We start from the raw sequence: 23,910 nt of genomic DNA on the forward strand, positions 1-23,910 counted from the left end.
GGTGCGGCAAGATGCAGGCAGGCTCGCATGGTTTACAGGGTATATCCGCCCGAAAATCTTCCGCGTCATCTGTCTTTATGGGCGAACAGTTCGAATCATCGGCCCTGTTTTGTTAGCAGTAAAACCGAGTCTTCGGACACAAAAAAACCCGCAACCTGCTAGGGCTACGGGCTTAACAAAGCAAAAAATTGGGTGCAGGGGTTGGATTCGAACCAACGACCTTCAGGTTATGAGCCTGACGAGCTACCGGGCTGCTCCACCCTGCAATAAGTGGGAAGGGCAGACCATCACCGCGGCTCGCGCTCTGTCAACGGCCTTTTTCTAAAAAACGAATTCTCCGCTTGCCAGCCCTCCCGCCGCCCTCTGTTGTCTGCCGCTCCTTCGCCCATCACGGACGCGGGAAAACCAAACCACAACCAGCATCTCTCGATCGCAAGGCGGCCCTCTGGCCGACCTGTGTTTCAGGCAGATAACATAGATCAACTCCCATGAACGTAACTCCTAAGGACCTCCTCGACGCCGGCGTACACTTCGGCCACCAGACCAAACGTTGGAACCCGCGCTCCAAGCCCTACGTCTTCGACCACCGCCAGGGCATCACCATCATCGACCTCGGCAAGACCCACGAGCTGCTCCAGAAGGCCTACACCTTCCTCGAGGAAACCGTCGCCGGCGGCGGTAACGTGCTCTTCGTTGGCACCAAACGCCAGGCCCAGGAAATCGTCCGCGAGGCCGCTATCGCCACCCACCAGCCTTTCGCTGTTGACCGTTGGCTCGGCGGCACCCTCACCAATTTCGCCACCGTCAAAAAATCCATCGCGAAGTTCAAGAAGTTCCAGCAGCTGGAAGCTTCCGGCGAACTGGCCAAGCTCTCCTCCAAGGAAGAGTCCGCCATCAAGCGCGAGATGGTGCGCATGAACAAGAATTTCTCCGGCATCGTCGACATGGCGAACCTGCCTTCCGCTGTGTTCGTCCTCGACGCCCACCAGGAAGCCATCGCCGTCGCCGAAGCCAAGCGCCTCGGCATTCCTTGCGTCGGCCTGGTCGACACCAACTCCGACCCCACCCAGCTCGCTTACCCGATCCCCGGTAACGACGACGCAGTGAAGTCCATCCGCATCATCGTCGACACCGTGATCGAGGCCGTCCAGAGCGGTCTGGCTCAGCGCGACAGCCGCCGCAACACCCGCGGTCAGGCCGACCTGCGCGCCGTCTCCTCCGAGATGGCCGCCTCCGCTGGCGCCACCAACGAAGCCGGCGAAGTTGACCTCTCCAAGGTCTCCATCCCGTCCTCCGTTGAGGTCTCCGAGGCCGACATCGCCGCTTCCGCCAAGAAGAGCGCCGCGACCCCCCGCAAGAAGGTCGCCGCTCCCAAGGCCTAATCGCCCCCTGTTTATCTAAAAATGAGCACTCCCATCACCGCCCAACAAGTCAACGACCTGCGCGGCCAAACCGGCGCCGGTCTCATGGACTGCAAGCGCGCGCTTGTTGAAACCAACGGCAACTTCGAAGAGGCCGTCACCATCCTTCGCAAAAAGGGTGCCGCTTCCGCCGCCAAACGCGCGGATCGCGAAGCCAAAGAAGGCCTCATCGAGAGCTACATCCACGTCGGTGGCAAAGTTGGCGTCCTCATCGAGGTCAACTGCGAGACCGATTTCGTGGCTCGTAACGACGACTTCAAGGCCCTCGTTCGTAACCTCGGTATGCACATCGCCGCCGCCAACCCGATCTGCGTTTCCCGCGATCAGGTTCCCGAGGCCGATATCGCCGTCGAGCGCGACATCGCCACCGCACAGGTTGCAGGCAAGCCGCCCGCCGCCGTGCAGAAGATCGTTGAAGGCAAACTCGAGAAGTATTTCGCGACCGTCGCGCTCCTCGATCAGCCCTTCGTGAAGACCCCTGAGAAAACCATCAAGGAGATCCTCACCGAGGCGATCGCCAAGACCGGCGAGAACATCCAAGTTCGCCGCTTCGTTCGCTACCAGCTCGGTTCTTAAGCCGACCCGCTGCGGTTAGCAGCTAACCCCCAAAGCACGCCGGTTTTCCGGCGTGCTTTTTTGTGTCCAGTGCAGCGGTTTCAGTCTCCGATCAACACCATGAAAGTCACCAAGGGCCAGATCTTCAATCGGGGTATTACCCACTGCTGCCCCAACTGCGGCGCCAACAAACTATTCAAAGCCGACTCGTTTTTCGCGCTCAACCCCGAGTGCCCGGATTGCGGCCTAAAAATCGAGCGCGACGAGGGATTTTTTCTCGGTTCCATGTCGCTCAACTACGCCGTCACCACCTTGGGATTTTTATTTCCCGTCTTGGTGCTGTATCTGGTCGGCGCGCTGTCGGGGATAGTCGCGGCGGTGATCGCCGGAACCGGAGCACTCGGCTTCCCCGTTCTCTTTTACCGCTCTTCACGGAGCTGGTGGCTGATGAGCTATTACTTTTTCCTCCCGCATCACCTCCCGGCCAACTGCGGCGCGGCCCCCACCAACGCGGACGACAACCCGTAACTCACGGCAGGCTAGCTAATTTTAAGCAGGATCGTAGCCGTAAAAGTAGCGCAGACTTCCAGTCTGCTCGGGGTGCGCAAATGCAGGCTGGAAGCCTGCGCCTGGAGTTTGGCCTCTGACTAGTCGAACGCAGATCAGCCGAATCCTTGAGCTCACGCTCAAGACCACACTCTTCGCGAACACACTCCTTGTGGCCTTGAGCGTGAGCTCAAGGATTCGGCGCACCGCAGCCAGAAAAAACACCTCGTGCTCACGCACGAAGCCACACCGAGCCAAAGCCACCCAGGCAAAGGCACACTCCAGGCCGCACCCGCCCGAACGTGGCCTTGAGCGTGAGCTCAAGGTCTGGAGTTTGGCCGTTTAACTCGTGCCAAGAACCACACAGGTGCTGCGCATCATGTATGGTGTGAGCGGCGAGCGGGAAAGCGTCTATTTCTGGCGGTTAGGAATGCACTTCTTCTTCGGTGGATCTTCTTCCCCTTAAAAAGAGTAATACTCTTCTTCCGTGGGTGGGTTTTCTTCCCTGTCCGGCTGGGGATATGAGGGGTGCGAATGGGTGGAGATTGAACCGGCGGGACGCTTGGCGGATGCACAGCGATGCATCCAACCGGTTCACGCAAGTGTTTGCACTGTGTCGATTTCTTTCTGCCCGACGCGCATAACCGCGAGCGTCAGCGCTACTGCGGGAAGCCGGGATGCCGACGGGCGAGCCGGGCGGCCAGTCAGGCCAAATGGTTGGCGAAGCCGGAGAACCTCGACCACTGGAAAGGCCCAGAAAATGTCCAACGGGTGCAGGAGTGGCGGAAGGCCAATCCGGGGTACTCAAGGCGGAGGGGGCCGCGACGGCGGGTGGCGTTACAAGACATCCCAACTACGCAATCCGTTGTGCACCAGCCTAAAGCCGAGCCGGTCGCCGAGGTGGCGTTACCGAATCCCTGCGTGCCGTTACAAGACAGATGGGAGTCGCAAAACCCTGTGCTCGTGGGGCTTATCGCGCAGTTCGCCGGAGTGACGTTACAAGAGGACCTCGAACCCATGCTGCGACACCTGCAATCCCGGGGGCGGGTGATCCTGGGCATCGACGTCCAGCCGCCCGATTATGCAAAAACAACCGATCGATCGCGAACAACTCCGGCGCACGCCGGCCCAGTTTAGCTGGCTGGACCACCGGCTGGTGCGGGGCAATTACCTGGGGCGGGCCAGTGCCCCCGCCTGGGGCCTCTATCTGGTCCTGGTCACCGTGGGCGACGCCGACGGGCTGAGTTACTACGCCACGCGCACCCTGGCCCGGCTGCTCACGCTCAGCGAGGACGGCCTGGTCGAGGCGCGCCGGCAGTTAATCGAGGCCGGGGTGATCGCCTACGCCGCGCCACTTTACCAGGTGCTCTCCTTGGACCGGGGCAGGCCAACGCACACGCTGGCGGCAACGCCGCCGCCGAGCCGGGAGGTGGGCGCGTGATCGATTACGAACTGTATTGCCGGATAAAACAGGCGGAGGCGGCCGGTCACAGTGCGCCGCAAATCGCCCGCTCGCTCCAGTTGCACGTGCAGACGGTGAGGCGCTGGCAGGCGCAGGAAAAGTACGTGCGCAGCCAGGCCGCGCAGGTGCCTAGGCCAAGCAAGCTCGACGTGCACAAGCCGGCGATCGCGCGCTGGCTGGAGGCCCATCCGTTCACCGCCATGCAGCTCTGGCAAAAGGTGCGCGAGCGGGGGTACACGGGCGGGTATTCAATTTTGAAAGACTACGTGCGGCGGGTGCGGCCGAGGAACCTGGAGGCGTTTCTTACCCTCAAGTTTGCCCCCGGCCAGACCGCGCAGGTGGACTGGGGCAGTTTTGGCGCGGTGGAGGTGGACGGCACCCGGCGGGCTTTAAGTTTTTTCGTCATGGTTTTGGGGTACAGCCGGTTCCTGCATGTGGAATTTACCCTCGGGCAGGGCCAGGAGTGGTGGCTGGGCTGTCACCGGCGCGCCTTTGAAAAACTCGGCGGGGTGCCGCGCGAGGTGATGGTGGACAACTGCAAGACGGCCGTCCTCTCGCATGTGCCCGGGACCGACCCGGTGTACAACGCCCAGTACCTGGACTTTGCCCGGCACTACGGGTTTACGATAGAGCCTGTCCCAAATTTCCGGATTTTTAAAAAGTGCGCAGAGGTCCATTGGGATTGCGGGCGAACGAGGTGGCACGAATCACCCCAGCGACGTTAAACGGCGGCCCGAATCGATTTTTCCCGCCCCCAAGCGCGGTAGTAAGGTACGGCAAAGCCGGGGCGAGCCCCAGGGTTATTCACATTTTTGCCGGAAAATTGAATTAAGCGGCCAGCGGAAGTGTTATTTCCTCGGCAAGGATTCGTGACACCAGCCAGAGGTTGTGACCGAGTACACTCCAACCCACCGAACGGTAGCGGTTGGCAAACCCTTTACAGCGCAAGCGTCCGCCGAGGCGTTGTTTGAGGATCGCAATGCGCGCTTCGGTCGCCGAACGGCGCCGCTGCAATTGGGCGAAGCGTTTTTCGCTCAAACGCTCCTTGAGCGCGTGCGGATCACGCGGGCATACCGCATCGTAAACGTCTTGTTGCTTGAGCATTGCGGAAGTTTTTTTGGTGGCGAAGCCGCGGTCGGTGCCGACCGCGCTAATCGGCGCACTCAGGTCAAAGCGGTTCTGCCGCGCCAGGCTTTCCTCGAGTTGGCACCATTCTGCCGGAGCCGCGCCCTGGTAGAGTTGCCAGTCGGTGATTAAACCGGAGAGCGCCTCGCTCAACAGCAACGAGTTGCCAAACTCGACTTGGCTCCCTGCTTTGCCGCGAACCAGTACGTTCACATCAAGTTCATGCACGCTGAGGATCTTTTGGTCGTTGGGCACCGGGCGTCCGCCGATGATGCGCTCGTGGGCCTGCTTGATGACGGCGGGCAGTTGGCCGAGCATAGCGTCGATGCGGGTGGTTATCCGCTTGGTTTGGCGTTGGCTGTAATGGGTTTGGCTATACTTCTGCGCCAACAGGTCGCGGTGGCGGCGGGCATGTTCTCCGATCGTGCGTAACAGCGTCTTCATCTTGCGCAGGATCTGTTTACGCGCGCGCTTGGCGTCGTTGCGGCGGCCTGCGTGGGTCATTGACATGCACAACTTGTTCATCTGCTTGGCAAAGCACTCCGGCTCTTCAGGCATACGGTGGAGCAGTCCAGCGCGGCGGATTAAAATCATGGCCTTGAGCAAAGTCTTGGACACATCACGCAACAGCACCCAGTCCACCGGGAAGTGGATGTTGGTCTCCAAGCACGTGCCGTCGATGAGGCAAACATCCATGTCCAGCGGCGCGCTCAACCCGAGTTCAGTGGCGCGATCCTTCTCGCCGCACATCTCCACCAACACTTGCCCCATCCAGCGCACCTGTTCGGCGGTGAAAAACTTCGAGGCCCGCTCCAGCACACTTTTGGACGCCCCCTTGATTCCCTCAAGCGTGCGAACACCGCAAAAATCCGCCAGTAAATCACTTGAGGCAATGCTACGGGAAAGCTCGCGAAAGGATATGTTGCCCAAATGCACCCGCAACACTTCAAAGCGTAACGCTTTGAGCGCAAACTCCATACGCTGGCGTAGTTGTGCGACACTGGCTTGGCCTGCCCCCGCCTTGGCAAAGTCCATCGCCATCGTCTCCAAGTGGCTGCCACGCAACAACGCGTCGAGTCCTTCCAATTGCTGGCGAAACTCGGCGTAATCTTTATTGGCACCGACTGGCGTTAGCGCCGGACGCAACCAGCGTTGCAGGGCAATGGCCGAGGTGGCGGATACGGGTTTTGACTTCATGGCCGATTATAGCGGCTTTTTTTTGACCAAAACCAGGGAATTACCCCTCTTTAGGCATCATTAAACTTATGCTAATAGTTCACTGCTAGGTTTTTATGCTTTCGGGACAGGCTCTACGATAAAAGCGTGCGGGCCGGGGCATCCGCAGTCCAAGGGCATGGTGGAAAACGCGGTGGGTTACGTGAAAAAAAGCTTCCTTGGCGGGCGGCAGATGAACGGGTTTACCGAGCTGGGGCCGGCCGCCAGCTTGTGGCTGGAAACGGTGGCCAACGTGCGCGTTCACGCTGAAACCCAGGGCCGGCCGGTGGACCGGCTGCCCGAGGAGCGCGCTGCGCTCCTGCCGCTTAACCCGGTGGCCAGTCCGGCGGTGCGCACCTTAAGCGTGCGGGCGTCGCGGCGGTGCCGGGTGAGTATCGAAACGAACCGCTACTCGGTGCCCACGAAGTTTGCCGGGGCGCTACTCACCGCGCAGATCGAGGGGGCGCAGGTGAGGTTTTATGCGGACCGCACCCTGGTGGCCGAGCATGCCCGCAGTTTTGCCCGCCGCGCCGATGTGGAAAACCCCGAGCATGTGCGCGAACTCGAGGAGCGCAAACGGCAGGGGGCGCGGCAGCGCCTGCGGCTACGGTTTTTGGAACTGAGCCCGGCGGCACCCGCCTACCAACGGGGGCTGGAGGAGCGCCGGCTCAACGCGGGACACCACCTGGCGACTATCGTGGGTTTGGTGGCCCTGTATGGAACGGAGGCAGTCGGCCGGGCGATCGAAAGCGCCCATGAACTCGGCGCCTACTCCAGCGATTACATCCTCAACTTGCTCGAACAACGCGCGCGGGCCTTGCCGCAAGCCGGGCCGATCCACCTCACCCGCGCCGACGCGTTGGCCGCACTGGAACTCGAACTGCGTCCCCCGGATTTAAGCCCCTATACCCAATGAAAACAGAACCCGAAAAAACCGATTTATTAAAAGATCAACTCAAGTACCTGAAACTCGGTTACCTGCTGCGCCACCACGGCGAACTCACGGCCGAGGCGGCCAAGGCGCGCTGTTCGCACGCCGAATTTTTACGCCGACTGGTGCAGGCCGAGACCCAGGACCGCCAGATCCGGGCGCTGGAGCGGCGCATCCAGGCAGCGCGCTTCCCGGTCAAGAAAACCGTCGACCAGTTCCAGTGGGACTGGCCCAAGGAGTTGAACGAAGCGCAGGTGCGGCACCTCTTCGAACTGGGCTTTGTCAAGGAGCGCACCAACGCGGTGTTTTGCGGTGGTGTGGGGCTTGGGAAGACACATCTCGCGAGCGCGTTGGGCTACGCGGCGTGCCAGGCGGGCTACACGGTGCTGTTTACGACGGCGGTGGACGCGATCAACGCCCTGGTCACCGCCCAGTCCCTGCACCGGTTGCAAGCCGAGTTGAAGCGTTACATGACCCCTGCGGTGCTCGTGCTCGATGAGGTCGGCTACCTGCCGCTCGACAAGTCGGGGGCCGACCTGCTCTTCCAGATCGTCAGCCAACGCTACGAACGCGGCTCGCTGATCGTCACCACCAACAAGGCCTACAAACACTGGGCAGGGATCTTTAACAACGACGCTGGCATCACCGCGGCGATCCTGGACCGCCTACTGCACCGGGCCCAGACCGTCGTCATCGAGGGCAAATCCTACCGCATGAAAGACCGCCTGGCCGACGAACCTGCAAGCTGACCGGGCCTGATGATCGGCCCCTGGCGGGGCCGGTCATCGGCTTTTACGACAGGTGATTTTGTAACCGCCAGAAATAGACGGTGTTCGCGCCGCCGCTCACATGTATGGCGATCTGAGCTGATCACTCCGGAGAGTTTCGCAGACTTCGCAACAGCCACCCGCACGTCCACGAACGCATCGAAACCCATGCCGTTGCTACCTGCGGTACGCTTCTACCTTAGCTGGGGGGACGGATCTCAACTCGTTTTGGGGCCAAACTCCAGATGCAGGCTGGAAGCCTGCGCTACCTCAGTCAAAGACCACCGTTTTGTTACCGTAAACCAAAACGCGGCTCTCGAGGTGCCAGCGCACGGCTTGGGCGAGCACGATTTTCTCTAGGTCGCGCCCCTTGCGCACGAGGTCGTCGACGCCATGCCGGTGCGTCACCCGCGTGACGTCCTGCTGAATGATCGGGCCGTCATCGAGCACCGCTGTCGCATAATGCGCGGTCGCGCCGATCAGTTTGACTCCGCGTTCCGCAGCTTGGTGATACGGACGGCCGCCGGCAAAGGCCGGTAAAAACGAGTGGTGAATGTTGATCACCGGGCGGGCGAATTTCGTTAAAAAATCCTCCGACAACACCTGCATGTAACGGGCGAGAATCACCAGCTCGACATCGAGCGAGCGCAGGAGCTCCAGTTGCGCGGATTCCCCCTCCGGCTTGGTCGCCGAAGTCACGGGGATGACATAAAACGGCAGGCCATAGCCCCGCGCCGCCGCTTCGAGTTCGCGATGGTTGGAGACGATCGCGACAAGCTCACAGGCGTAATCGCCCGACTTCCACCTCAACACGAGGTCGTGGAAACAGTGGTCGAACTTGGAGACAAAAATCGCCACGCGCGGGCGATGGCTGGAGGCGGTCACCCGCGCCTGCATCCCAAGGGAGGCAGCGAAGGCATGGAAGCCCGCTGTGTCGGCCGACGCGGCACCGTGGGACGGCACCCACTCGACGCGTTGAAAAAAGATTCCCGCCTCCATGTCGCGGTGCTGGTCCGCATGGAGGATGTTGCCCCCACGCTCGAAAATCCAGCCGGCCACCCGCGCCACCAAGCCCGGCTGGTCCGGACCATGCAACAAGGCTACGAGGGTGGCGGCGGGGGCGGCGGACGACATGGAGCGCAGTGAACTCAGACGAAGGCGACGTTGCCCACGTAGCTCTGAATGGGGCGCACCCCGACGCGCTTGTTCTTGAGCGCCTGGATACCCTGAACGGCCGCCTTCGCGCCTGTCATGGTGGTCATGATACACACGCTATGGGTGTAGGCGGCTTGGCGAATCGTGTTCTCGTCCTTGCGCGGAATCATTCCGCCGGGCGTGTTGATCACGAGCTGGATCTGGCCGTTCTTGATCATGTCCACGGCGGTCGGGCGGCCCTCATCGATCTTGCAGAGACGGTTAACCGCAACGCCGTTGGCGGCGAGGTGGTCGGCCGTGCCGCTGGTCGAATAGATGGCGAAGCCGAGGGTCGCCAAGTTGCGGGCGAGCTCCACGACGTTGTCCTTGTCGGAATTTTTCACCGAGAGGAACGCGTTGCCCTTAACCGGCAGGCCGGGTTTGGCGGCGGCCTGGGCTTTGGCGAAGGCGATGCCCAGGTCCTCGTCGAGGCCCATGACCTCGCCGGTCGAACGCATCTCGGGCGAGAGCGTGATCATGGCGCCGGGGAAGCGCACAAACGGGAACACCGCTTCCTTCACGCACCAGTGCTTGGGGGTCTGCTCGCGGGTGAAGCCGAGCTCGGCGAGTTTTTTGCCGGTCATGACCTTGGCGGCGAGTTTGGCCAGGGGAACGCCGATCGCTTTGGCGACGAAGGGCACGGTGCGGGAGGCGCGTGGGTTGACCTCGAGGATGTAGAGCTGGTTGTCCTTGATGGCGAACTGGACGTTCATCAGGCCGATCACCTTGAGCGCCTTGGCGAGCGCGTAGGTCGCTTGGCGAACGGTGTTGAGCATGTCCTTCGACAGCGTGTGCGGGGGCATGACCATCGAGGCGTCACCGGAATGGACGCCGGCGAATTCGATGTGCTCGAGCATGCCGCCGATGACCGAGGTCTCGCCGTCGCTGATGCAGTCCACGTCGAGCTCGATGGCGTCTTCAAGGAACTTGTCGATGAGCACGGGCTTGCCGGGCATGACGTCGAAGGCCTGGCGCACGACGTCACGAAACTCCTGTTCGCTGTAAACGATGAACATGCCGCGGCCGCCGAGCACGAAGCTGGGGCGCAACAGCACGGGGAAGCCGATCGCGTGGGCGGCAGCGAGGGCGTCCGCCTCATTGAGCGCGGTGCGGTGCGCGGGGGACTTCAGGCCGGTCGTTTCCAGGATGGCGGAGAACAGCTTGCGGTCCTCGGCGGCCTCGATCGATTCGGGCGAAGTGCCGATGATGTTAACGCCATTGGCCTTGAGCGCGGTGGCGAGGTTAAGCGGGGTTTGGCCGCCGAACTGCACGATCGCACCGTCGCACTTCTCTTGTTGGTAAACCTCAAGAACGTCCTCGAGGGTGAGCGGCTCAAAATAGAGGCGGTCAGAGGTGTCGTAGTCGGTCGAAACGGTTTCAGGGTTGGAGTTAACCATGACCGTCTCGAAGCCGATTTCACGCAGGGCGAAGGAGGCGTGAACGCAGCAGTAGTCGAACTCGATGCCCTGGCCGATGCGGTTGGGGCCGCCGCCGAGGATCATGATCTTCTTCTTGCCGTTGGTCGAAGGCACGACCTCGTTTTCGTCGCCGTAGGAGGAATAGTAATACGGGGTGAACGCCTCGAATTCGGCCGCGCAGGTGTCGACGAGGCGATAGGTGGTGTTGATGCCGCGGGTCTTGCGCTCGGCGCGCACGCTGCCGAGGTCGCTCTTGAAAAAGTGCGCGAGCTGCACGTCGGAAAAGCCAAATTGTTTGGCGCGGCGGAAGGCCTCCGGGGTGACGGTGGCGAGGGTGGCCTTCTTGAGCTCCTGCTCCATGTCAAAGATCTCCTTGAGCTGGATGAGGAACCAGGGGTCGATCTTGGTGAGGTCGAAAACCTGATCGCAGGTGTAGCCGGCGAGGAAGGCATAGCGGATGTAGTAAACGCGCTCGGCGTTGGGCGTGGCCAACTTGCTGCGGATGGTCTTGTCGTCGGGCAGCTCGTCGCCGCCCCATTTGCCGCCGCCGCCGCCGAAGCCGCGCGCGCCGGTTTCGAGTGAGCGCAGGCACTTCTGGAACGACTCTTTAAACGTACGACCGATAGCCATGGCCTCACCGACAGACTTCATCGCCGAGGTCAACGTGGCGTCGGCGTCGGGGAATTTCTCGAAGGTGAAACGAGGGATCTTGGTGACGACGTAGTCGATGGTCGGCTCAAAGCTGGCGGGCGTCAGGCGCGTGATGTCGTTGCGCAGTTCGTCGAGGGTGTAGCCGACGGCGAGCTTGGCGGCGATCTTGGCAATGGGGAAGCCGGTGGCTTTGGAAGCGAGCGCGGAGGATCGCGACACGCGAGGGTTCATCTCGATGACGACCTGGCGGCCGGTCTTCGGGTCGAGGGAGAACTGGATGTTGGAGCCACCGGTTTCGACGCCGATTTCGCGGATAACGGCGAAGGAGGCGTCGCGCATGACCTGGAATTCCTTATCGGTCAGGGTCATCGCCGGAGCGACCGTGATGGAGTCGCCGGTGTGCACGCCCATCGGGTCAAAATTCTCGATCGAGCAGATCACCACGCACTGGTCCTTGTGGTCACGCATGACCTCCATCTCGTATTCCTTCCAGCCGAGCAGACACTCCTCGACGAGAACCTCGTGGACGGGCGAGAGGTCGAGACCGCTGGTGACGATGCGCTCGAATTCCTCTTTGTTGTAAGCAATACCGCCGCCTTGGCCACCCATCGTGAAGGACGGACGGATGATGAGGGGGTAGTTACCAATTGACGCGGCGGCGGCGCGGGCCTCGTCCATGGACTTGACGGTCTTGGAGCGGGCCACGTCGAGGCCGATCTTGATCATGGCCTGTTTGAAGAGCTCGCGGTCCTCGCCCTTATTGATGGCGTCGGGCTTGGCACCGATCATCTCCACGCCGTGCTTTTCGAGGATACCGGCCTTAAACAGCTCCATCGAAAGATTGAGCGCGGTCTGGCCACCAAGGGTCGGGAGCAGCGCCGATGGCTTCTCGACCTCGATGATCTTCTCGAGGCTGTCCACGGTGAGCGGCTCGATGTAGGTGACATCGGCGAACTCCGGGTCGGTCATGATGGTCGCCGGATTGGAGTTAACCAAAATAACGCGGTAGCCCTCCTCGCGGAGCGCTTTGCAGGCCTGGGTGCCGGAGTAATCAAACTCGCAGGCCTGGCCGATGACGATAGGACCGGCGCCAATGATAAGGATGGACTGAAGATCGGTGCGTTTAGGCATGGGCGTGAATGCCAGCGAGGTTGCCCCGCCTCCGTGCCGGGGCAAGCGGAAAGGCGGCTCGATCCGACATCTCCCCGGCGAAAAAAAAAACACGGGCAAACGCCCCCGGCTCACACCCCTCAGCTCGTCAACTTAAGTTGCTCAACCCCAAGGATCTTGGCAGCCGCAACGCGGTCGCCCTTACAGGCATTGAGCACCATTTCGACATACTGCCGCTCCTGCACCGACAGAAAGTCGGCAAGCGCCGGCCAATCTTTAACCTCCTTGAGCCGCAACGGCAACTGCTCGGCACCAACCAAACGAACCGAGGTGGTCGCGGCGATTTTGGTGATCGTCTGCCCCAGCTCGGAAAGATTCCCCGGCCAGTGATAGGCCTGCAACGCCTCGAGCGCATCGGGCGCAAACTCAATCAGGTGCGCCTCGAAGGAAGGGTTAGAGGCCGTTGCCAAAAAATGCTTCACCAGTAGCGGCACGTCCTCGATGCGATCGCGCAATGGGGTCAGGACCACCGGCAGCGAAGCGACGCGGTAGAACAGCTCATCGTTAAAACGCCCCTCGTCGGTGAGTTTATCGAGATCCTCCGTGGTGGTGCAGATCAGCCGGAAACCATGCGAAGTGTTGCGCAATACGCCCACTAATTCCTGCTGTGTGGCGAGATCCAGCCCATGCAGGTTTTGCAACAGCAGCGTACCACCCCGGGCCTTTTCCACCCAGGCCCCACCGGCGCCATTACTCCCGAGCAAGCCGACACGTAATTCTGAGGCTGAACTCAGCGCGCAGTCGATGCGCACCAAGGGGGATTCAGGCGCTCCGCCACCGGCGTGTAAGATTTCCGCCACCGTTGTGCGTCCCGTACCGGCCTCGCCTTGCAACAGCACGGGCGTACGCACCGTGGAGAGTTTCTTCACCTGCTGGATAAGCCGCTTATTTGAAGCACCTTGCCCAACAAGGCGATGATCCACATCCAACGCCTTGACGGAGGGCGCCGCGGAATCGTTGGCGCGCTCGGCAGTGACCTGCCGAAACGCCAACCCGCGCTTGAGTGTAGCGATCAACTCGTCCACGCGGAAAGGTTTCTGCATGTAGTCAAACGCCCCGAATTTGAGCGCTTGAATCGCGCTTTCGGTGCTCGCGTAGGCAGTCATGATGATGATGACCGCACTCGGATCGTAGGCCTTCAATTGCTTCAGCAACGTGATGCCGTCCATCGGCTTCATGTCGATATCGGCCAACACCAGATCGAACCGCTCGACCTTGTAGCGAGCCAACGCCTTCTCTCCGTCGGTTGCAAACGCAGTGATAAACCCAGTGGGCTGAATCACGGCCTCCAACATTTCATGAATGGAGAGCAAGTCGTCGACGATGAGAACGGAGGACATGAATAAAGAGCGCGAGTTTCGGTATTAAGGCGCAGAAGGCAAGTTATAGCACTTACTCCAGGCCGCCCGCCACCGCACCCAGTTTGAATATGGGCAAAAACATAGCCATCACGATTCCGCCCACCACAACGCCAAGGAAAACAATCAGGAGCGGCTCGATCAGCGAGGTCAGCGAGGCAACGGTGGCCTCACTCTCCGTATCGTAGAAATCAGCGATCTTGTTCATCATGCCGTCCACATTGCCCGTAGATTCACCGGCCTTGACCATGTGCTTCATCATCGGGGGGAAAAACGTATTGATCGCCAATATCTCAGAAACCTGGCCGCCCTGGCTAACATGCTTGGCGACTTCGATGCAGGCGTCCTCGATCTGCACCTTGTCGCTGGCCGCCGAAACGATTTCGAGCGTCCGCAAAATCGGTACGCCGGAACGCATCAGTGTGGCGTAAGTGCGGCAAAAGCGGGAAAGCGCGATTTTGTGGATCAACGAGCCAAAAATCGGCGCCCGCATCAGGCCCACGTGCCACAGGCGCCGGCCCCGGGGCGTTGAAATGAATTTGTTAAAACTCCAGTATGCTGCGCCAGCCCCCGCCAAAAGGTAAAAGAAGTTGGCCTTCAGGAAATCGCTCATGTCGATGAGCATCTGGGTCGGCGCCGGCAGCTTGGCACCGAAGTCGGCAAACATAGCTGCAAACACCGGAATCACGAAAATCAAGAGGACGTTGACCAACGCGACCGCCAAGCCGATGACCGCGATCGGGTAGGTCATGGCCGACTTGACCTTTTTGGTGAGCTTCACCGTGGACTCAAAATAAACCGCCACCTTACTAAGGATTTCCGCCAACGCACCCGACGCTTCGCCGGCCTCGACCATCGAGGTAAACAAGGAGTTGAACGACCGGGGAAACTTCTTCACCGCCGAAGAAAAGGAATTACCCGAAGAAATATCCATGCGGACATCACGGATAATGATTCGAAAAACCGGATCTTCGGTCTGATCTTGAAGCGCCTCAAGACACTGAACCAACGGCAGACCAGCGTTTAAGAGGGAGGACAACTGCTGGGTGAAGATGGCCAGTTCACCGAGGGGCAACTTGTACTTGGATGCCTTTTTTTCGTACGCCTTTTGCTTGGCGAGGGCCTGCGATGCCAAGAAACCCTGATTTTTCCCCCTCGATCCAGCCGCAGGTGCCACTTTTGCGCTTTGCTCCGAGGATGCCGACGTAATGAAAGCCATTGCGCTTTTAAAATAGCGGTCCGTCCACGAAAACCACAACTCATTTTCACCCCTCAGAGCGTAAAAAACTTCACATTAAACGAGTGCTACACCGTGCGCCCCCTAGCCAAAGCTTGACCCGCACGGCCACAACTGCGGAAACTCCTCCGTGATATCACTGCGGTCGTAGTTTAGAGGTAAAACTCCTTCCTTCCAAGTAGGTGTCCCGGGTTCGATTCCCGGCGACCGCACCAAATCACCGGGCTAACGCAAGCGCTCCAAGCGCTCAACCGGCTTCAGCCGCCGAATCAGAAGATTCACCCAGAGCGTGCCCGCGTCACCAGCTAGAGCCTGTCCCAAATTTCCGGATTTTTAAAAAGTGCGCAGAGGTCCATTGGGATTGCGGGCGAACGAGGTGGCACGAATCACCCCAGCGACGTTAAACGGCGGCCCGAATCGATTTTTCCCGCCCCCAAGCGCGGTAGTAAGGTACGGCAAAGCCGGGGCGAGCCCCAGGGTTATTCACATTTTTGCCGGAAAATTGAATTAAGCGGCCAGCGGAAGTGTTATTTCCTCGGCAAGGATTCGTGACACCAGCCAGAGGTTGTGACCGAGTACACTCCAACCCACCGAACGGTAGCGGTTGGCAAACCCTTTACAGCGCAAGCGTCCGCCGAGGCGTTGTTTGAGGATCGCAATGCGCGCTTCGGTCGCCGAACGGCGCCGCTGCAATTGGGCGAAGCGTTTTTCGCTCAAACGCTCCTTGAGCGCGTGCGGATCACGCGGGCATACCGCATCGTAAACGTCTTGTTGCTTGAGCATTGCGGAAGTTTTTTTGGTGGCGAAGCCGCGGTCGGTGCCGACCGCGCTAATCGGCGCACTCAGGTCAAAGCGGTTCTGCCGCGCCAGGCTTTCCTCGAGTTGGCACCATTCTGCCGGAGCCGCGCCCTGGTAGAGTTGCCAGTCGGTGATTAAACCGGAGAGCGCCTCGCTCAACAGCAACGAGTTGCCAAACTCGACTTGGCTCCCTGCTTTGCCGCGAACCAGTACGTTCACATCAAGTTCATGCACGCTGAGGATCTTTTGGTCGTTGGGCACCGGGCGTCCGCCGATGATGCGCTCGTGGGCCTGCTTGATGACGGCGGGCAGTTGGCCGAGCATAGCGTCGATGCGGGTGGTTATCCGCTTGGTTTGGCGTTGGCTGTAATGGGTTTGGCTATACTTCTGCGCCAACAGGTCGCGGTGGCGGCGGGCATGTTCTCCGATCGTGCGTAACAGCGTCTTCATCTTGCGCAGGATCTGTTTACGCGCGCGCTTGGCGTCGTTGCGGCGGCCTGCGTGGGTCATTGACATGCACAACTTGTTCATCTGCTTGGCAAAGCACTCCGGCTCTTCAGGCATACGGTGGAGCAGTCCAGCGCGGCGGATTAAAATCATGGCCTTGAGCAAAGTCTTGGACACATCACGCAACAGCACCCAGTCCACCGGGAAGTGGATGTTGGTCTCCAAGCACGTGCCGTCGATGAGGCAAACATCCATGTCCAGCGGCGCGCTCAACCCGAGTTCAGTGGCGCGATCCTTCTCGCCGCACATCTCCACCAACACTTGCCCCATCCAGCGCACCTGTTCGGCGGTGAAAAACTTCGAGGCCCGCTCCAGCACACTTTTGGACGCCCCCTTGATTCCCTCAAGCGTGCGAACACCGCAAAAATCCGCCAGTAAATCACTTGAGGCAATGCTACGGGAAAGCTCGCGAAAGGATATGTTGCCCAAATGCACCCGCAACACTTCAAAGCGTAACGCTTTGAGCGCAAACTCCATACGCTGGCGTAGTTGTGCGACACTGGCTTGGCCTGCCCCCGCCTTGGCAAAGTCCATCGCCATCGTCTCCAAGTGGCTGCCACGCAACAACGCGTCGAGTCCTTCCAATTGCTGGCGAAACTCGGCGTAATCTTTATTGGCACCGACTGGCGTTAGCGCCGGACGCAACCAGCGTTGCAGGGCAATGGCCGAGGTGGCGGATACGGGTTTTGACTTCATGGCCGATTATAGCGGCTTTTTTTTGACCAAAACCAGGGAATTACCCCTCTTTAGGCATCATTAAACTTATGCTAATAGTTCACTGCTAGGTTTTTATGCTTTCGGGACAGGCTCCAGCTAACGCCCAGCGGCCGACTAAAAGGCCGCCGGATCACGCGTGATGCCGACTACCTTGACCTGAACACGGCCGATTTCGCCAACGCCGAGGTTCTCCTTAAAAATTTCTGCTAACTCTTGGGTGAGGTAACCCTGAATCGCGTCGAGCTTGGCGTTCGGGCGCACCGTGAGTCGCAGTGTCACGGTAAACTTGCCACCTCGACGCCCCACCGTTGCCCGGGCCGTGGCAACACCCCGGAGTTGCTCGCAGCAGGTCTCGATCAGCCGGTGCAAGGCATGGCGCGAAATCCGTAGCTCTCCCTGGTCGTTGGCGACCAGGGTCACCGAAGCTGGGGGGCGCAGGCAAAGCAACAAGACTAACAACGACAACGCGCTCCAAATGAGCACATACTGCGTGGCCGTAAAATCGAAAAGCTCAACGGGGATCATCGCGAAAGACGCCGCAGCTTAGTCGGTCGCCGGAGCCTCGGGCCACAGGTCCTCGGCCTTGTCGGCGGCTTCAGCCGGGTCATGCGGCAGGCGCACGCCCTCAATGATGACGTCGACCTTGGCGACGTTTTTCTCGGTCATCGCGATCACCTGCTTACGCACCGCCACCTGGACCTCGTAGGCGGTCTTGGCGATTTCAGCGCCGTACTTGATGATCACCCGCAGCTCAATCGCGTAGGTGTCGGAGTCGGTCTCGCTCACCCGGACGCCGCGATGGTCGGACTCGCGACGTTTGCTAAAAAGCTCGCTCAGGCCATCGACGATTCCGCCACCCACGCCGGCAACACCGGGAACTTGGAGGGCCGCGAGCCGGACGATGCTGGCCACGACATTGTGGTTGATCTTAATCTCGCCGAGCTCCGGCTGGTCGTCGAAGCGGGACGTGGGAATGAACTCGGAGGATTGCATGGTATTAAAGATAACTTAAATGCTCTTTCACGCTAAGGAGGCAAGGGCGGCTACGGGCTTGCTTCAAAAAAAACTCCCGCAACAGGCGGCACCTGGCGGGAGCGCAACCAACTCAGCCCCAGCTCGTTCTCAGGTGAACAGGTCGGTGGGGGTGCGGGCGAAGAAGTCCTCCATGTAGGCGGTGGTCGCCTTGCCTTCGATGAAGGTCGGGTCACACATGATCGCCTTATGGAGCGGGATGGTGGTCTTGACGCCACGGATGAGGTACTCGCTGAGAGCACGGTAGGTACGCTGAATTGCAGTCGGGCGATCGCGGCCGTAGCAGATGAGTTTACCGATCATCGAGTCGTAATAGGGCGGGATGTTGTAGCCCGAGTACGCATGCGAATCGACGCGCACGCCGTGGCCGCCAGGGGCGTAATAGAGGCCGATGGTGCCTGGCGACGGCACAAAGTTGCGCGCCGGATCTTCCGCATTGATGCGGCACTCGATGGCGTGCTTTTCAAATTTGATATCGGCCTGGTCGAAGGCGATTTTCTCGCCGTTGGCCACCAGGATCTGCTGTTTGATCAGGTCGATGCCGGTGCACTCCTCGGTCACCGGATGCTCCACCTGAATGCGGGTGTTCATCTCGATGAAGTAAAAGTTACCCTTGGCATCGACGAGGAACTCGATGGTGCCGGCATTCTCGTATTCAGCTGCCTCAGCGGCTTTTACGGCGCACTTGGCCATCTTTTTGCGCAAGTCGGGCGTCAGGAACGGGGACGGTGACTCTTCGATGAGCTTTTGGTGGCGGCGCTGAATCGAACAGTCACGTTCGCCGAGGTGCAGCACCTTACCATGGCTGTCGGCCAAAATCTGGAACTCGATGTGGCGGGGTTTTTCAATGTAACGCTCGATGTAAACCGAGCCGTTGCCGAAGGCCTTTTCCGCTTCGTTGCGGGCAACATGGTACTCCTTGGCGAAGGAGATGTCGTTGTGGGCGATACGCATACCGCGCCCGCCGCCGCCGGCGACCGCCTTGATGATCACCGGATAACCAATCCGGCGCGCCACCTTGACCGCCTCGGTCTCGTTATCGACCGGGCCGTCCGAACCGGGAACCGTGGGAACGCCGGCTTTTTTAACCGTGTCCTTGGCCACGGCCTTGTCGCCCATCATCGAGATGGTCTTCGACTTAGGTCCGATGAACTTGATGTTACACGATTCGCACTGCTGGGCGAACTTGGCGTTTTCCGACAAAAAGCCGTAACCCGGGTGAATCGCATCCACATCGGCGATCTCGGCGGCGGCAATGATACGGTCCGCACGCAAATAGCTGTCCGCTCCGCGCGGACCGCCAATGCAAATTGCCTCATCCGCCAGCTGGACGTGCAGGGATTGCACGTCGGCCTCGGAGTAAACGGCGAGGGTCTTAATACCGAGCTCGCGACAAGCGCGGACAATGCGGAGGGCGATTTCACCGCGATTGGCGATGAGGATTTTTTGGATCATCAGAAATGTGGGTAATAAATAAACCGCTGATTCGCACTAAAATGCGCCAATATTAATCGGCGAAGTCAGTCACGATCAGCGGTTCGGATGGAGGAGGGACAACGACGAAACTCAGGCGTTCTTAACCTTAAAGAGCTTCTGGCCGTATTCGACGGGCTGGCCGTTTTCGACGAGGACCTCGACGACAACGCCCTTCACCTCGGACTGGATCTCGTTCATGATCTTCATCGCTTCGATGATGCACACCACCGAGTTCTCGACGACCTTGGTGCTGTTTTCCGCGTAGGGCTTACTCTCGGGCGAGCCGGAGCGGTAGAACGTGCCGACCATCGGCGACTTAATGTAAATGATGCTGGCGTCATCCGAAGCGGCGGCCGGCGCGGCGGCAGGGGCCGGAGCGGCGGCGGGTGCAGGTGCGGGAGCGGCGTAAGCCACTTGAGCGGCCGGAGCTTCAGCTACACGGCTGCTGCTGACCACCGGAAGGCCATTGGCACCCCGACGGATCTTCAACTTAAAGCCCTCTTCCTCGACCGCGAATTCGGTCAGTTCGGAGCGCGTCATGAGGTCGATGATTTGTTTGATCTGTTTAAGGTCCAAGGTGTGCTTTGGTTAAGTGAAATTGACGTGACGTTTTCTATCCTGAACGACCACTTTGAAATGGAACCGGCCGGTTTGTGCAATACTTGATTTTAAACCCCAAAATACGCATAAATTGCCCTAAAAACCGCTCCCAACCTCGCTTTTTACGGTGTTTTTATGTGCCCGCCAAAGTCGGCCATGGGGTATGCGCCCCATAAAAAACACCTAAGGGGAAAGCCCGTTTTACCTGCAAAACCAGTCCGATTCCGGCCCCCAAAGGGCGTTTCGGTGAAGAAACGCCCTTTAATCCCCGGCTCAGCCAAAATCCACCGCTTAGCCGACTCGGGTGAGCGCCAAATCGCTCCACTCGCCCATCACGCGGCTGGCGATTTTCCAAGCCGGCACCGTCTGCGCAAACACTGCCCGAACCTTCTCCAATTCGATGGCCAAAATTCCGCTCAAGACCAAGGTCCCGCCGGGGGCCACGGCGCCGACCAACTCGTTGGCAAAGCGCATGAGCACGTCGGCCTGAATGTTCGCCAAAACCACTTCGGCTTGGCGCCCGCCGGCCAAGCCGCTGACCAAGTCGCCGGTAAAGAAGTCCACCGCGCCGGTCAGTTCGTTCATGGCGGCATTCTCCTCGCTCACCCGGACTGCCTCGGCGTCGTTGTCAAAACCCACGATCCGGCCAAATCCGAGCTTGGCGGCCGACAGGGCGAGAATCCCCGAGCCGCAGCCCGCATCAATGACCCGCAACTCACCCACACGCGCGCCGGCCTGATCGGCCAAAACGACCAATCGCTCGCAGCACAACCGGGTCGTCTCGTGGTTACCCGTGCCGAAGGCCAAGCCCGGATCCAGCCAGATAACCACCTCACCTGCTGCCGGTTGAAACGTGGCCCGCTCCCAGACCGGAACCCAATGCAGGCGGCCAAACTGGGACGCCTTAAAGTGCGCCTTGTAACTATCGCGCCAGTCCTGATCGGCCAACTCGCGGAATTCGGGCTCCGCCAGCGCGCCAAAGCCTGCGACGAGCGGCACCAACTCCGCCCACTGTGCCCGACCCACGACGGAGTCGGCAAAAATGCCCACGATCCAGGCCCTCTGGACGATCACGTCTTGCAGCAGGCTCCAGCCCTCGACCCCAAGCTCCTGAAACACCTCGTCGATGGCATCGACCGCTTGGGGGGAAATCTCGGCTTTAATCTCAAACAGACTCATAGTGCGCGCAGACTCCGCGCCGCCCCCGCACGATGCAAACGCATTCTCCGGCGAAGGGGCCTGGCCGGAAAGTGGCCTTGAGCGTGAGCTCAAGGAAGTTGAGACCACCAAAGGGTGGCCAAGCCACCTCGTGCTCACGCACGAAGCCACGCCGAAGTTCACCCCTCAACCCCGATTCGGCTCGGCCGAACGGCCCGCCGCCGCTCACTCGTCGTCGATCTGAATATCCTTATTGCGGTGCCGCGGACAGCCGGCCCGCAACCACCCGGTGATGAACCGGTCGATATCGCCATCCAACACGCCCTGGGTGTCGGACGTGGACACGCCCGTGCGTAAGTCCTTCACCATCTGATAGGGCTGAAGCACGTAACTGCGGATCTGGGCGCCGAAGCCGATCTCGCCCTTGTCGCCATAGAACTTGTCCATCTCCGCGCGCTGCTCGTCCTGCCGCTTTTCGTAGAGGCGGGATTTCAGCACGTTCATCGCGGCCGCCTTGTTCTTAATCTGTGAGCGCTCGTTTTGGCAGACCACCACCGTGTTGGTCGGAATGTGCGTGATGCGCACGGCCGAGTCAGTCGTGTTAACACCCTGTCCGCCCTTGCCGGAGGAACGGTAAACGTCGATGCGCAACTCGCTCTCGGGGATGTCGATTTTGATCTCGTCGGTGATCTCCGAGACCACGTCCACCGCGCAAAACGAGGTGTGGCGGCGTGCATTGGAGTCGAACGGCGAGATTCGCACTAACCGGTGAACCCCGCGCTCGGCCTTGCAGTAACCGTAGGCGTTTTCCCCCTTGATGAGGATCGTCGCCTTGGAAATACCGGCTGTATCACCGGGTTGCACATCCATGAGCTCGACATCGAAGCCCCGGCGCTCGGCCCAGCGGTTGTACATGCGATAAAGAATGTCCGCCCAATCGTTGGACTCGGTGCCGCCGGCGCCGGCCTGAATCGAGAAGATCGCGTTGTTGCGATCGAACTGCCCGGTGAGGAATGCGCCGATCTCGATTTTGTCGAGTTCGGGCAACATGGCGTCGACCTGGGTGGTGAGTTCTGCCCCAAATTCGTCCTTTTCGTCGGGCGTACCGGCGTCGATGAGCTCCAGCATCACGTCGAGGTCGGCCACCCGTTTGCGGAAATCGACCACGGGCAGGACGGCGCGTTTGAGTGCGTTGACCTTGCCGATGTGTTTTTGAGCGCGCTCGTTGTTATCCCAGAAGGTGGGATCGCCCATTTGGGCCTCAAGAGCCTCTATTTCGCGAAGCTTTTGTTCGCAGTCAAAGAAACCTCCATAGATGCCCTGCGCGCTTCTTGATGTTTTCGATGTGGTTGAACGTTTCGGGGGAGACCATGGCTTTAAAGAAAAAGCGATAAGCGCAACGGCGGGCGGGCGGCGCAAGGACGAAAGCGCCCGTGCCGCGTGTTTCCGCCGCGATCAGGCAGCCGCAGTCAAACTGACGGCCCCCGACGCGGAGTTTTAACGCGAAGGCGCAAAGGGACGCAAAGATCGCCAAGTAAGTCGCGGCCTTACTTGGCGTACTTCGGGTCGACCTTCGCGTCTTTGCGTTAAAATCCGTATTTCGCTTAAGCGCATCCTGGTCACTCTCCGGCAAGAACGATGTTACGGCCTATTAGGCCTTGGGCGATTTTTCCGTCGGAGTCTTAAAAATCGCCTCCAGCTCCAGCCCGGTGATGCGTTTGATCCCGCCCAGTAAACGCCACAACACAAACATCATCATTCCCATGCTCGGGACGACGATGACCGGCCAGCTCAGCACATGCATCTTGGCCAACTCGGCGTTAAATTCAGCCGTCCCGGGCGGACTTTTTAACAGATAAATCGCCAGGACGAAGTTGAGCACCGCACTAATAAGGAACGACAAGGCCAACAGGTAACTGGCGTGCACGAGCAGGCGCTCAAAGGCGAAGCGATTACCCTGCTCATCGAGGGCCTGATCCACCCGAGGCACATCAATAACCTGGTCGTTATAAAGCATCGTCCGCACCAGAGGAGTTTTGGATTTAAGCGAGGCCAGCACCGCCACCCCAATCACCGCAGGAACACCCGCTTCCTTGATCGCGAACCCCAATCCCCCCACATGCAACAAGCCCAGCCCACCCGTCAGCAACACGCTGATAAAGCCAAGGATAGAGATAAAATTAGCCTTACGCCGCGCCATGAAATCCCACACGCCATAGCCCAGCGGAAACACCAAGGCGAACAGCAGCCCACCCACCGGACCGAGCCGCGTCTCGGCGCTCAATTTCGACAAAATCAGCGTGGGGATCAGGATATTGAAAACCAGGTTAACCAGCAGGTTTTCCTTTTTGGCGGGCGCGTTCGACATGGGGTGAAATTCGAAATGAACCATGAAAACGGCCAAAAGAAAAGGCCTCCCTCAAGTTAACCCGCACGGTGCACCCCGCCCTTTACCACCCGCGCAAAGTGGAAGCGAATAACCCGTGTCAGCCACCCGCCGTCCCTCCCGCTCACGCCCAGGCCCACGCTCCGCCAACAGGAGCCAAACGCCGCGTGGCCTTGCGCGTGAGCG

The 23,910-nt window shown here is 59.9% G+C and carries 21 protein-coding genes and 2 tRNA genes; 9 read left to right on the plus strand and 14 right to left on the minus strand.

Features of this window, described 5'->3' with window-relative positions; genetic code table 11:
- Window positions 1-189 precede the first annotated feature (189 nt).
- Window positions 190-266: transfer RNA gene (locus H2170_15785), tRNA-Met, on the minus strand.
- A gap of 222 nt (window positions 267-488) precedes the next feature.
- Here H2170_15785 and rpsB point away from each other — a divergent pair.
- From rpsB to H2170_15810, 5 genes are all read left to right on the plus strand, one after another.
- The gene (rpsB, locus tag H2170_15790) at window positions 489-1,382 is read left to right on the plus strand and encodes a 30S ribosomal protein S2 (GenBank protein MCS6301531.1); all 894 of its coding nucleotides are present in this window, start codon (window positions 489-491) and stop codon (window positions 1,380-1,382) included.
- A gap of 21 nt (window positions 1,383-1,403) precedes the next feature.
- Window positions 1,404-1,997, plus strand: a complete 594-nt coding sequence (gene tsf / locus H2170_15795) for a translation elongation factor Ts (protein MCS6301532.1) — start codon at window positions 1,404-1,406, stop codon at window positions 1,995-1,997.
- Window positions 1,998-2,096: 99 nt separating this feature from the next.
- The gene (locus tag H2170_15800; GenBank protein MCS6301533.1) at window positions 2,097-2,504 is read left to right on the plus strand and encodes a DUF983 domain-containing protein; all 408 of its coding nucleotides are present in this window, start codon (window positions 2,097-2,099) and stop codon (window positions 2,502-2,504) included.
- Between the two features lie 1,099 nt (window positions 2,505-3,603).
- The gene (locus H2170_15805; GenBank protein ID MCS6301534.1) at window positions 3,604-3,963 is read left to right on the plus strand and encodes a hypothetical protein; all 360 of its coding nucleotides are present in this window, start codon (window positions 3,604-3,606) and stop codon (window positions 3,961-3,963) included.
- A complete protein-coding gene (locus H2170_15810) occupies window positions 3,960-4,709 on the plus strand; it encodes an IS21 family transposase (GenBank protein MCS6301535.1) in 750 nt (249 codons plus the stop codon). The genes H2170_15805 and H2170_15810 overlap by 4 nt, the downstream gene beginning before the upstream one ends.
- A gap of 103 nt (window positions 4,710-4,812) precedes the next feature.
- Here the strand turns inward: H2170_15810 and H2170_15815 are convergent, their stop codons facing one another.
- Window positions 4,813-6,306 carry a hypothetical protein gene (locus H2170_15815; protein ID MCS6301536.1) on the minus strand — a complete coding sequence of 498 codons (1,494 nt, stop codon included), beginning with the start codon at window positions 6,304-6,306 and terminating at the stop codon, window positions 4,813-4,815.
- 181 nt (window positions 6,307-6,487) lie between these two features.
- Between H2170_15815 and H2170_15820 the strand changes: the two genes are divergently transcribed.
- Together H2170_15820 and H2170_15825 are read left to right on the plus strand one after the other, a co-directional pair.
- Complete coding sequence (locus H2170_15820; protein MCS6301537.1) at window positions 6,488-7,240, plus strand: hypothetical protein; 753 nt, start codon at window positions 6,488-6,490, stop codon at window positions 7,238-7,240.
- The gene (locus H2170_15825) at window positions 7,237-8,004 is read left to right on the plus strand and encodes an ATP-binding protein (protein ID MCS6301538.1); all 768 of its coding nucleotides are present in this window, start codon (window positions 7,237-7,239) and stop codon (window positions 8,002-8,004) included. The genes H2170_15820 and H2170_15825 overlap by 4 nt, the downstream gene beginning before the upstream one ends.
- Before the next feature lie 288 nt (window positions 8,005-8,292).
- Here H2170_15825 and purU read toward each other — a convergent pair whose 3' ends face one another.
- The 4 genes from purU to H2170_15845 all read right to left on the minus strand — a co-directional run bounded on the left by purU (window position 8,293) and on the right by H2170_15845 (window position 15,032).
- A complete protein-coding gene (gene purU, locus H2170_15830) occupies window positions 8,293-9,156 on the minus strand; it encodes a formyltetrahydrofolate deformylase (protein ID MCS6301539.1) in 864 nt (287 codons plus the stop codon).
- A 14-nt stretch (window positions 9,157-9,170) separates the two neighbouring features.
- Window positions 9,171-12,416, minus strand: coding sequence for a carbamoyl-phosphate synthase large subunit (gene carB, locus H2170_15835; protein ID MCS6301540.1), 3,246 nt, complete (start codon window positions 12,414-12,416; stop codon window positions 9,171-9,173).
- 119 nt (window positions 12,417-12,535) lie between these two features.
- Entirely contained in the window at window positions 12,536-13,795 is a 1,260-nt protein-coding gene (locus H2170_15840) for a sigma-54-dependent Fis family transcriptional regulator (GenBank protein ID MCS6301541.1), read from the minus strand.
- 52 nt (window positions 13,796-13,847) lie between these two features.
- Window positions 13,848-15,032: a type II secretion system F family protein gene (locus tag H2170_15845; GenBank protein MCS6301542.1), complete on the minus strand. Its 1,185-nt coding sequence runs from the start codon at window positions 15,030-15,032 to the stop codon at window positions 13,848-13,850.
- Between the two features lie 159 nt (window positions 15,033-15,191).
- On the opposite strand from H2170_15845, the gene H2170_15850 reads away from it, so the two are divergent.
- Window positions 15,192-15,265, plus strand: a tRNA-Gly gene (locus tag H2170_15850).
- Window positions 15,266-15,557: 292 nt separating this feature from the next.
- Here the strand turns inward: H2170_15850 and H2170_15855 are convergent.
- The 7 genes from H2170_15855 to prfB form a co-directional block, all read right to left on the minus strand.
- The gene (locus H2170_15855; protein MCS6301543.1) at window positions 15,558-17,051 is read right to left on the minus strand and encodes a hypothetical protein; all 1,494 of its coding nucleotides are present in this window, start codon (window positions 17,049-17,051) and stop codon (window positions 15,558-15,560) included.
- A gap of 135 nt (window positions 17,052-17,186) precedes the next feature.
- Window positions 17,187-17,597: a hypothetical protein gene (locus tag H2170_15860; protein ID MCS6301544.1), complete on the minus strand. Its 411-nt coding sequence runs from the start codon at window positions 17,595-17,597 to the stop codon at window positions 17,187-17,189.
- An 18-nt stretch (window positions 17,598-17,615) separates the two neighbouring features.
- The gene (locus H2170_15865; GenBank protein MCS6301545.1) at window positions 17,616-18,065 is read right to left on the minus strand and encodes an Asp23/Gls24 family envelope stress response protein; all 450 of its coding nucleotides are present in this window, start codon (window positions 18,063-18,065) and stop codon (window positions 17,616-17,618) included.
- 129 nt (window positions 18,066-18,194) lie between these two features.
- The gene (gene accC / locus H2170_15870) at window positions 18,195-19,559 is read right to left on the minus strand and encodes an acetyl-CoA carboxylase biotin carboxylase subunit (GenBank protein ID MCS6301546.1); all 1,365 of its coding nucleotides are present in this window, start codon (window positions 19,557-19,559) and stop codon (window positions 18,195-18,197) included.
- A 111-nt stretch (window positions 19,560-19,670) separates the two neighbouring features.
- Window positions 19,671-20,156, minus strand: coding sequence for an acetyl-CoA carboxylase biotin carboxyl carrier protein (accB, locus tag H2170_15875; GenBank protein ID MCS6301547.1), 486 nt, complete (start codon window positions 20,154-20,156; stop codon window positions 19,671-19,673).
- Between the two features lie 315 nt (window positions 20,157-20,471).
- Window positions 20,472-21,359, minus strand: a complete 888-nt coding sequence (locus H2170_15880; protein MCS6301548.1) for a 50S ribosomal protein L11 methyltransferase — start codon at window positions 21,357-21,359, stop codon at window positions 20,472-20,474.
- Window positions 21,360-21,563: 204 nt separating this feature from the next.
- Complete coding sequence (prfB, locus tag H2170_15885) at window positions 21,564-22,655, minus strand: peptide chain release factor 2 (protein MCS6301549.1); 1,092 nt, start codon at window positions 22,653-22,655, stop codon at window positions 21,564-21,566.
- On the opposite strand from prfB, the gene H2170_15890 reads away from it, so the two are divergent.
- Window positions 22,654-22,839, plus strand: coding sequence for a hypothetical protein (locus tag H2170_15890; protein ID MCS6301550.1), 186 nt, complete (start codon window positions 22,654-22,656; stop codon window positions 22,837-22,839). The genes prfB and H2170_15890 overlap by 2 nt on opposite strands.
- Before the next feature lie 150 nt (window positions 22,840-22,989).
- Here the strand turns inward: H2170_15890 and H2170_15895 are convergent, their stop codons facing one another.
- Entirely contained in the window at window positions 22,990-23,706 is a 717-nt protein-coding gene (locus H2170_15895; GenBank protein MCS6301551.1) for an MFS transporter, read from the minus strand.
- Window positions 23,707-23,910 lie beyond the last annotated feature (204 nt).

Source organism: Opitutus sp., from assembly GCA_024998815.1.
Taxonomy (GTDB): Bacteria; Verrucomicrobiota; Verrucomicrobiia; order Opitutales; family Opitutaceae; genus Rariglobus.

What these genes read in the sequence shown, in the direction of transcription:
- rpsB (MCS6301531.1), top strand. Translation starts at nt 489, where the DNA reads ATGAACGTAACTCCTAAGGACCTCCTCGACGCCGGCGTACACTTCGGC.
- tsf (MCS6301532.1), top strand. Translation starts at nt 1,404, where the DNA reads ATGAGCACTCCCATCACCGCCCAACAAGTCAACGACCTGCGCGGCCAA.
- H2170_15800 (MCS6301533.1), top strand. Translation starts at nt 2,097, where the DNA reads ATGAAAGTCACCAAGGGCCAGATCTTCAATCGGGGTATTACCCACTGC.
- H2170_15805 (MCS6301534.1), top strand. Translation starts at nt 3,604, where the DNA reads ATGCAAAAACAACCGATCGATCGCGAACAACTCCGGCGCACGCCGGCC.
- H2170_15815 (MCS6301536.1), bottom strand. Translation starts at nt 6,306, where the DNA reads ATGAAGTCAAAACCCGTATCCGCCACCTCGGCCATTGCCCTGCAACGC.
- H2170_15825 (MCS6301538.1), top strand. Translation starts at nt 7,237, where the DNA reads ATGAAAACAGAACCCGAAAAAACCGATTTATTAAAAGATCAACTCAAG.
- purU (MCS6301539.1), bottom strand. Translation starts at nt 9,156, where the DNA reads ATGTCGTCCGCCGCCCCCGCCGCCACCCTCGTAGCCTTGTTGCATGGT.
- carB (MCS6301540.1), bottom strand. Translation starts at nt 12,416, where the DNA reads ATGCCTAAACGCACCGATCTTCAGTCCATCCTTATCATTGGCGCCGGT.
- H2170_15840 (MCS6301541.1), bottom strand. Translation starts at nt 13,795, where the DNA reads ATGTCCTCCGTTCTCATCGTCGACGACTTGCTCTCCATTCATGAAATG.
- H2170_15845 (MCS6301542.1), bottom strand. Translation starts at nt 15,032, where the DNA reads ATGGCTTTCATTACGTCGGCATCCTCGGAGCAAAGCGCAAAAGTGGCA.
- H2170_15855 (MCS6301543.1), bottom strand. Translation starts at nt 17,051, where the DNA reads ATGAAGTCAAAACCCGTATCCGCCACCTCGGCCATTGCCCTGCAACGC.
- H2170_15860 (MCS6301544.1), bottom strand. Translation starts at nt 17,597, where the DNA reads ATGATCCCCGTTGAGCTTTTCGATTTTACGGCCACGCAGTATGTGCTC.
- H2170_15865 (MCS6301545.1), bottom strand. Translation starts at nt 18,065, where the DNA reads ATGCAATCCTCCGAGTTCATTCCCACGTCCCGCTTCGACGACCAGCCG.
- accC (MCS6301546.1), bottom strand. Translation starts at nt 19,559, where the DNA reads ATGATCCAAAAAATCCTCATCGCCAATCGCGGTGAAATCGCCCTCCGC.
- H2170_15880 (MCS6301548.1), bottom strand. Translation starts at nt 21,359, where the DNA reads ATGAGTCTGTTTGAGATTAAAGCCGAGATTTCCCCCCAAGCGGTCGAT.
- H2170_15890 (MCS6301550.1), top strand. Translation starts at nt 22,654, where the DNA reads ATGCCCTGCGCGCTTCTTGATGTTTTCGATGTGGTTGAACGTTTCGGG.
- H2170_15895 (MCS6301551.1), bottom strand. Translation starts at nt 23,706, where the DNA reads ATGTCGAACGCGCCCGCCAAAAAGGAAAACCTGCTGGTTAACCTGGTT.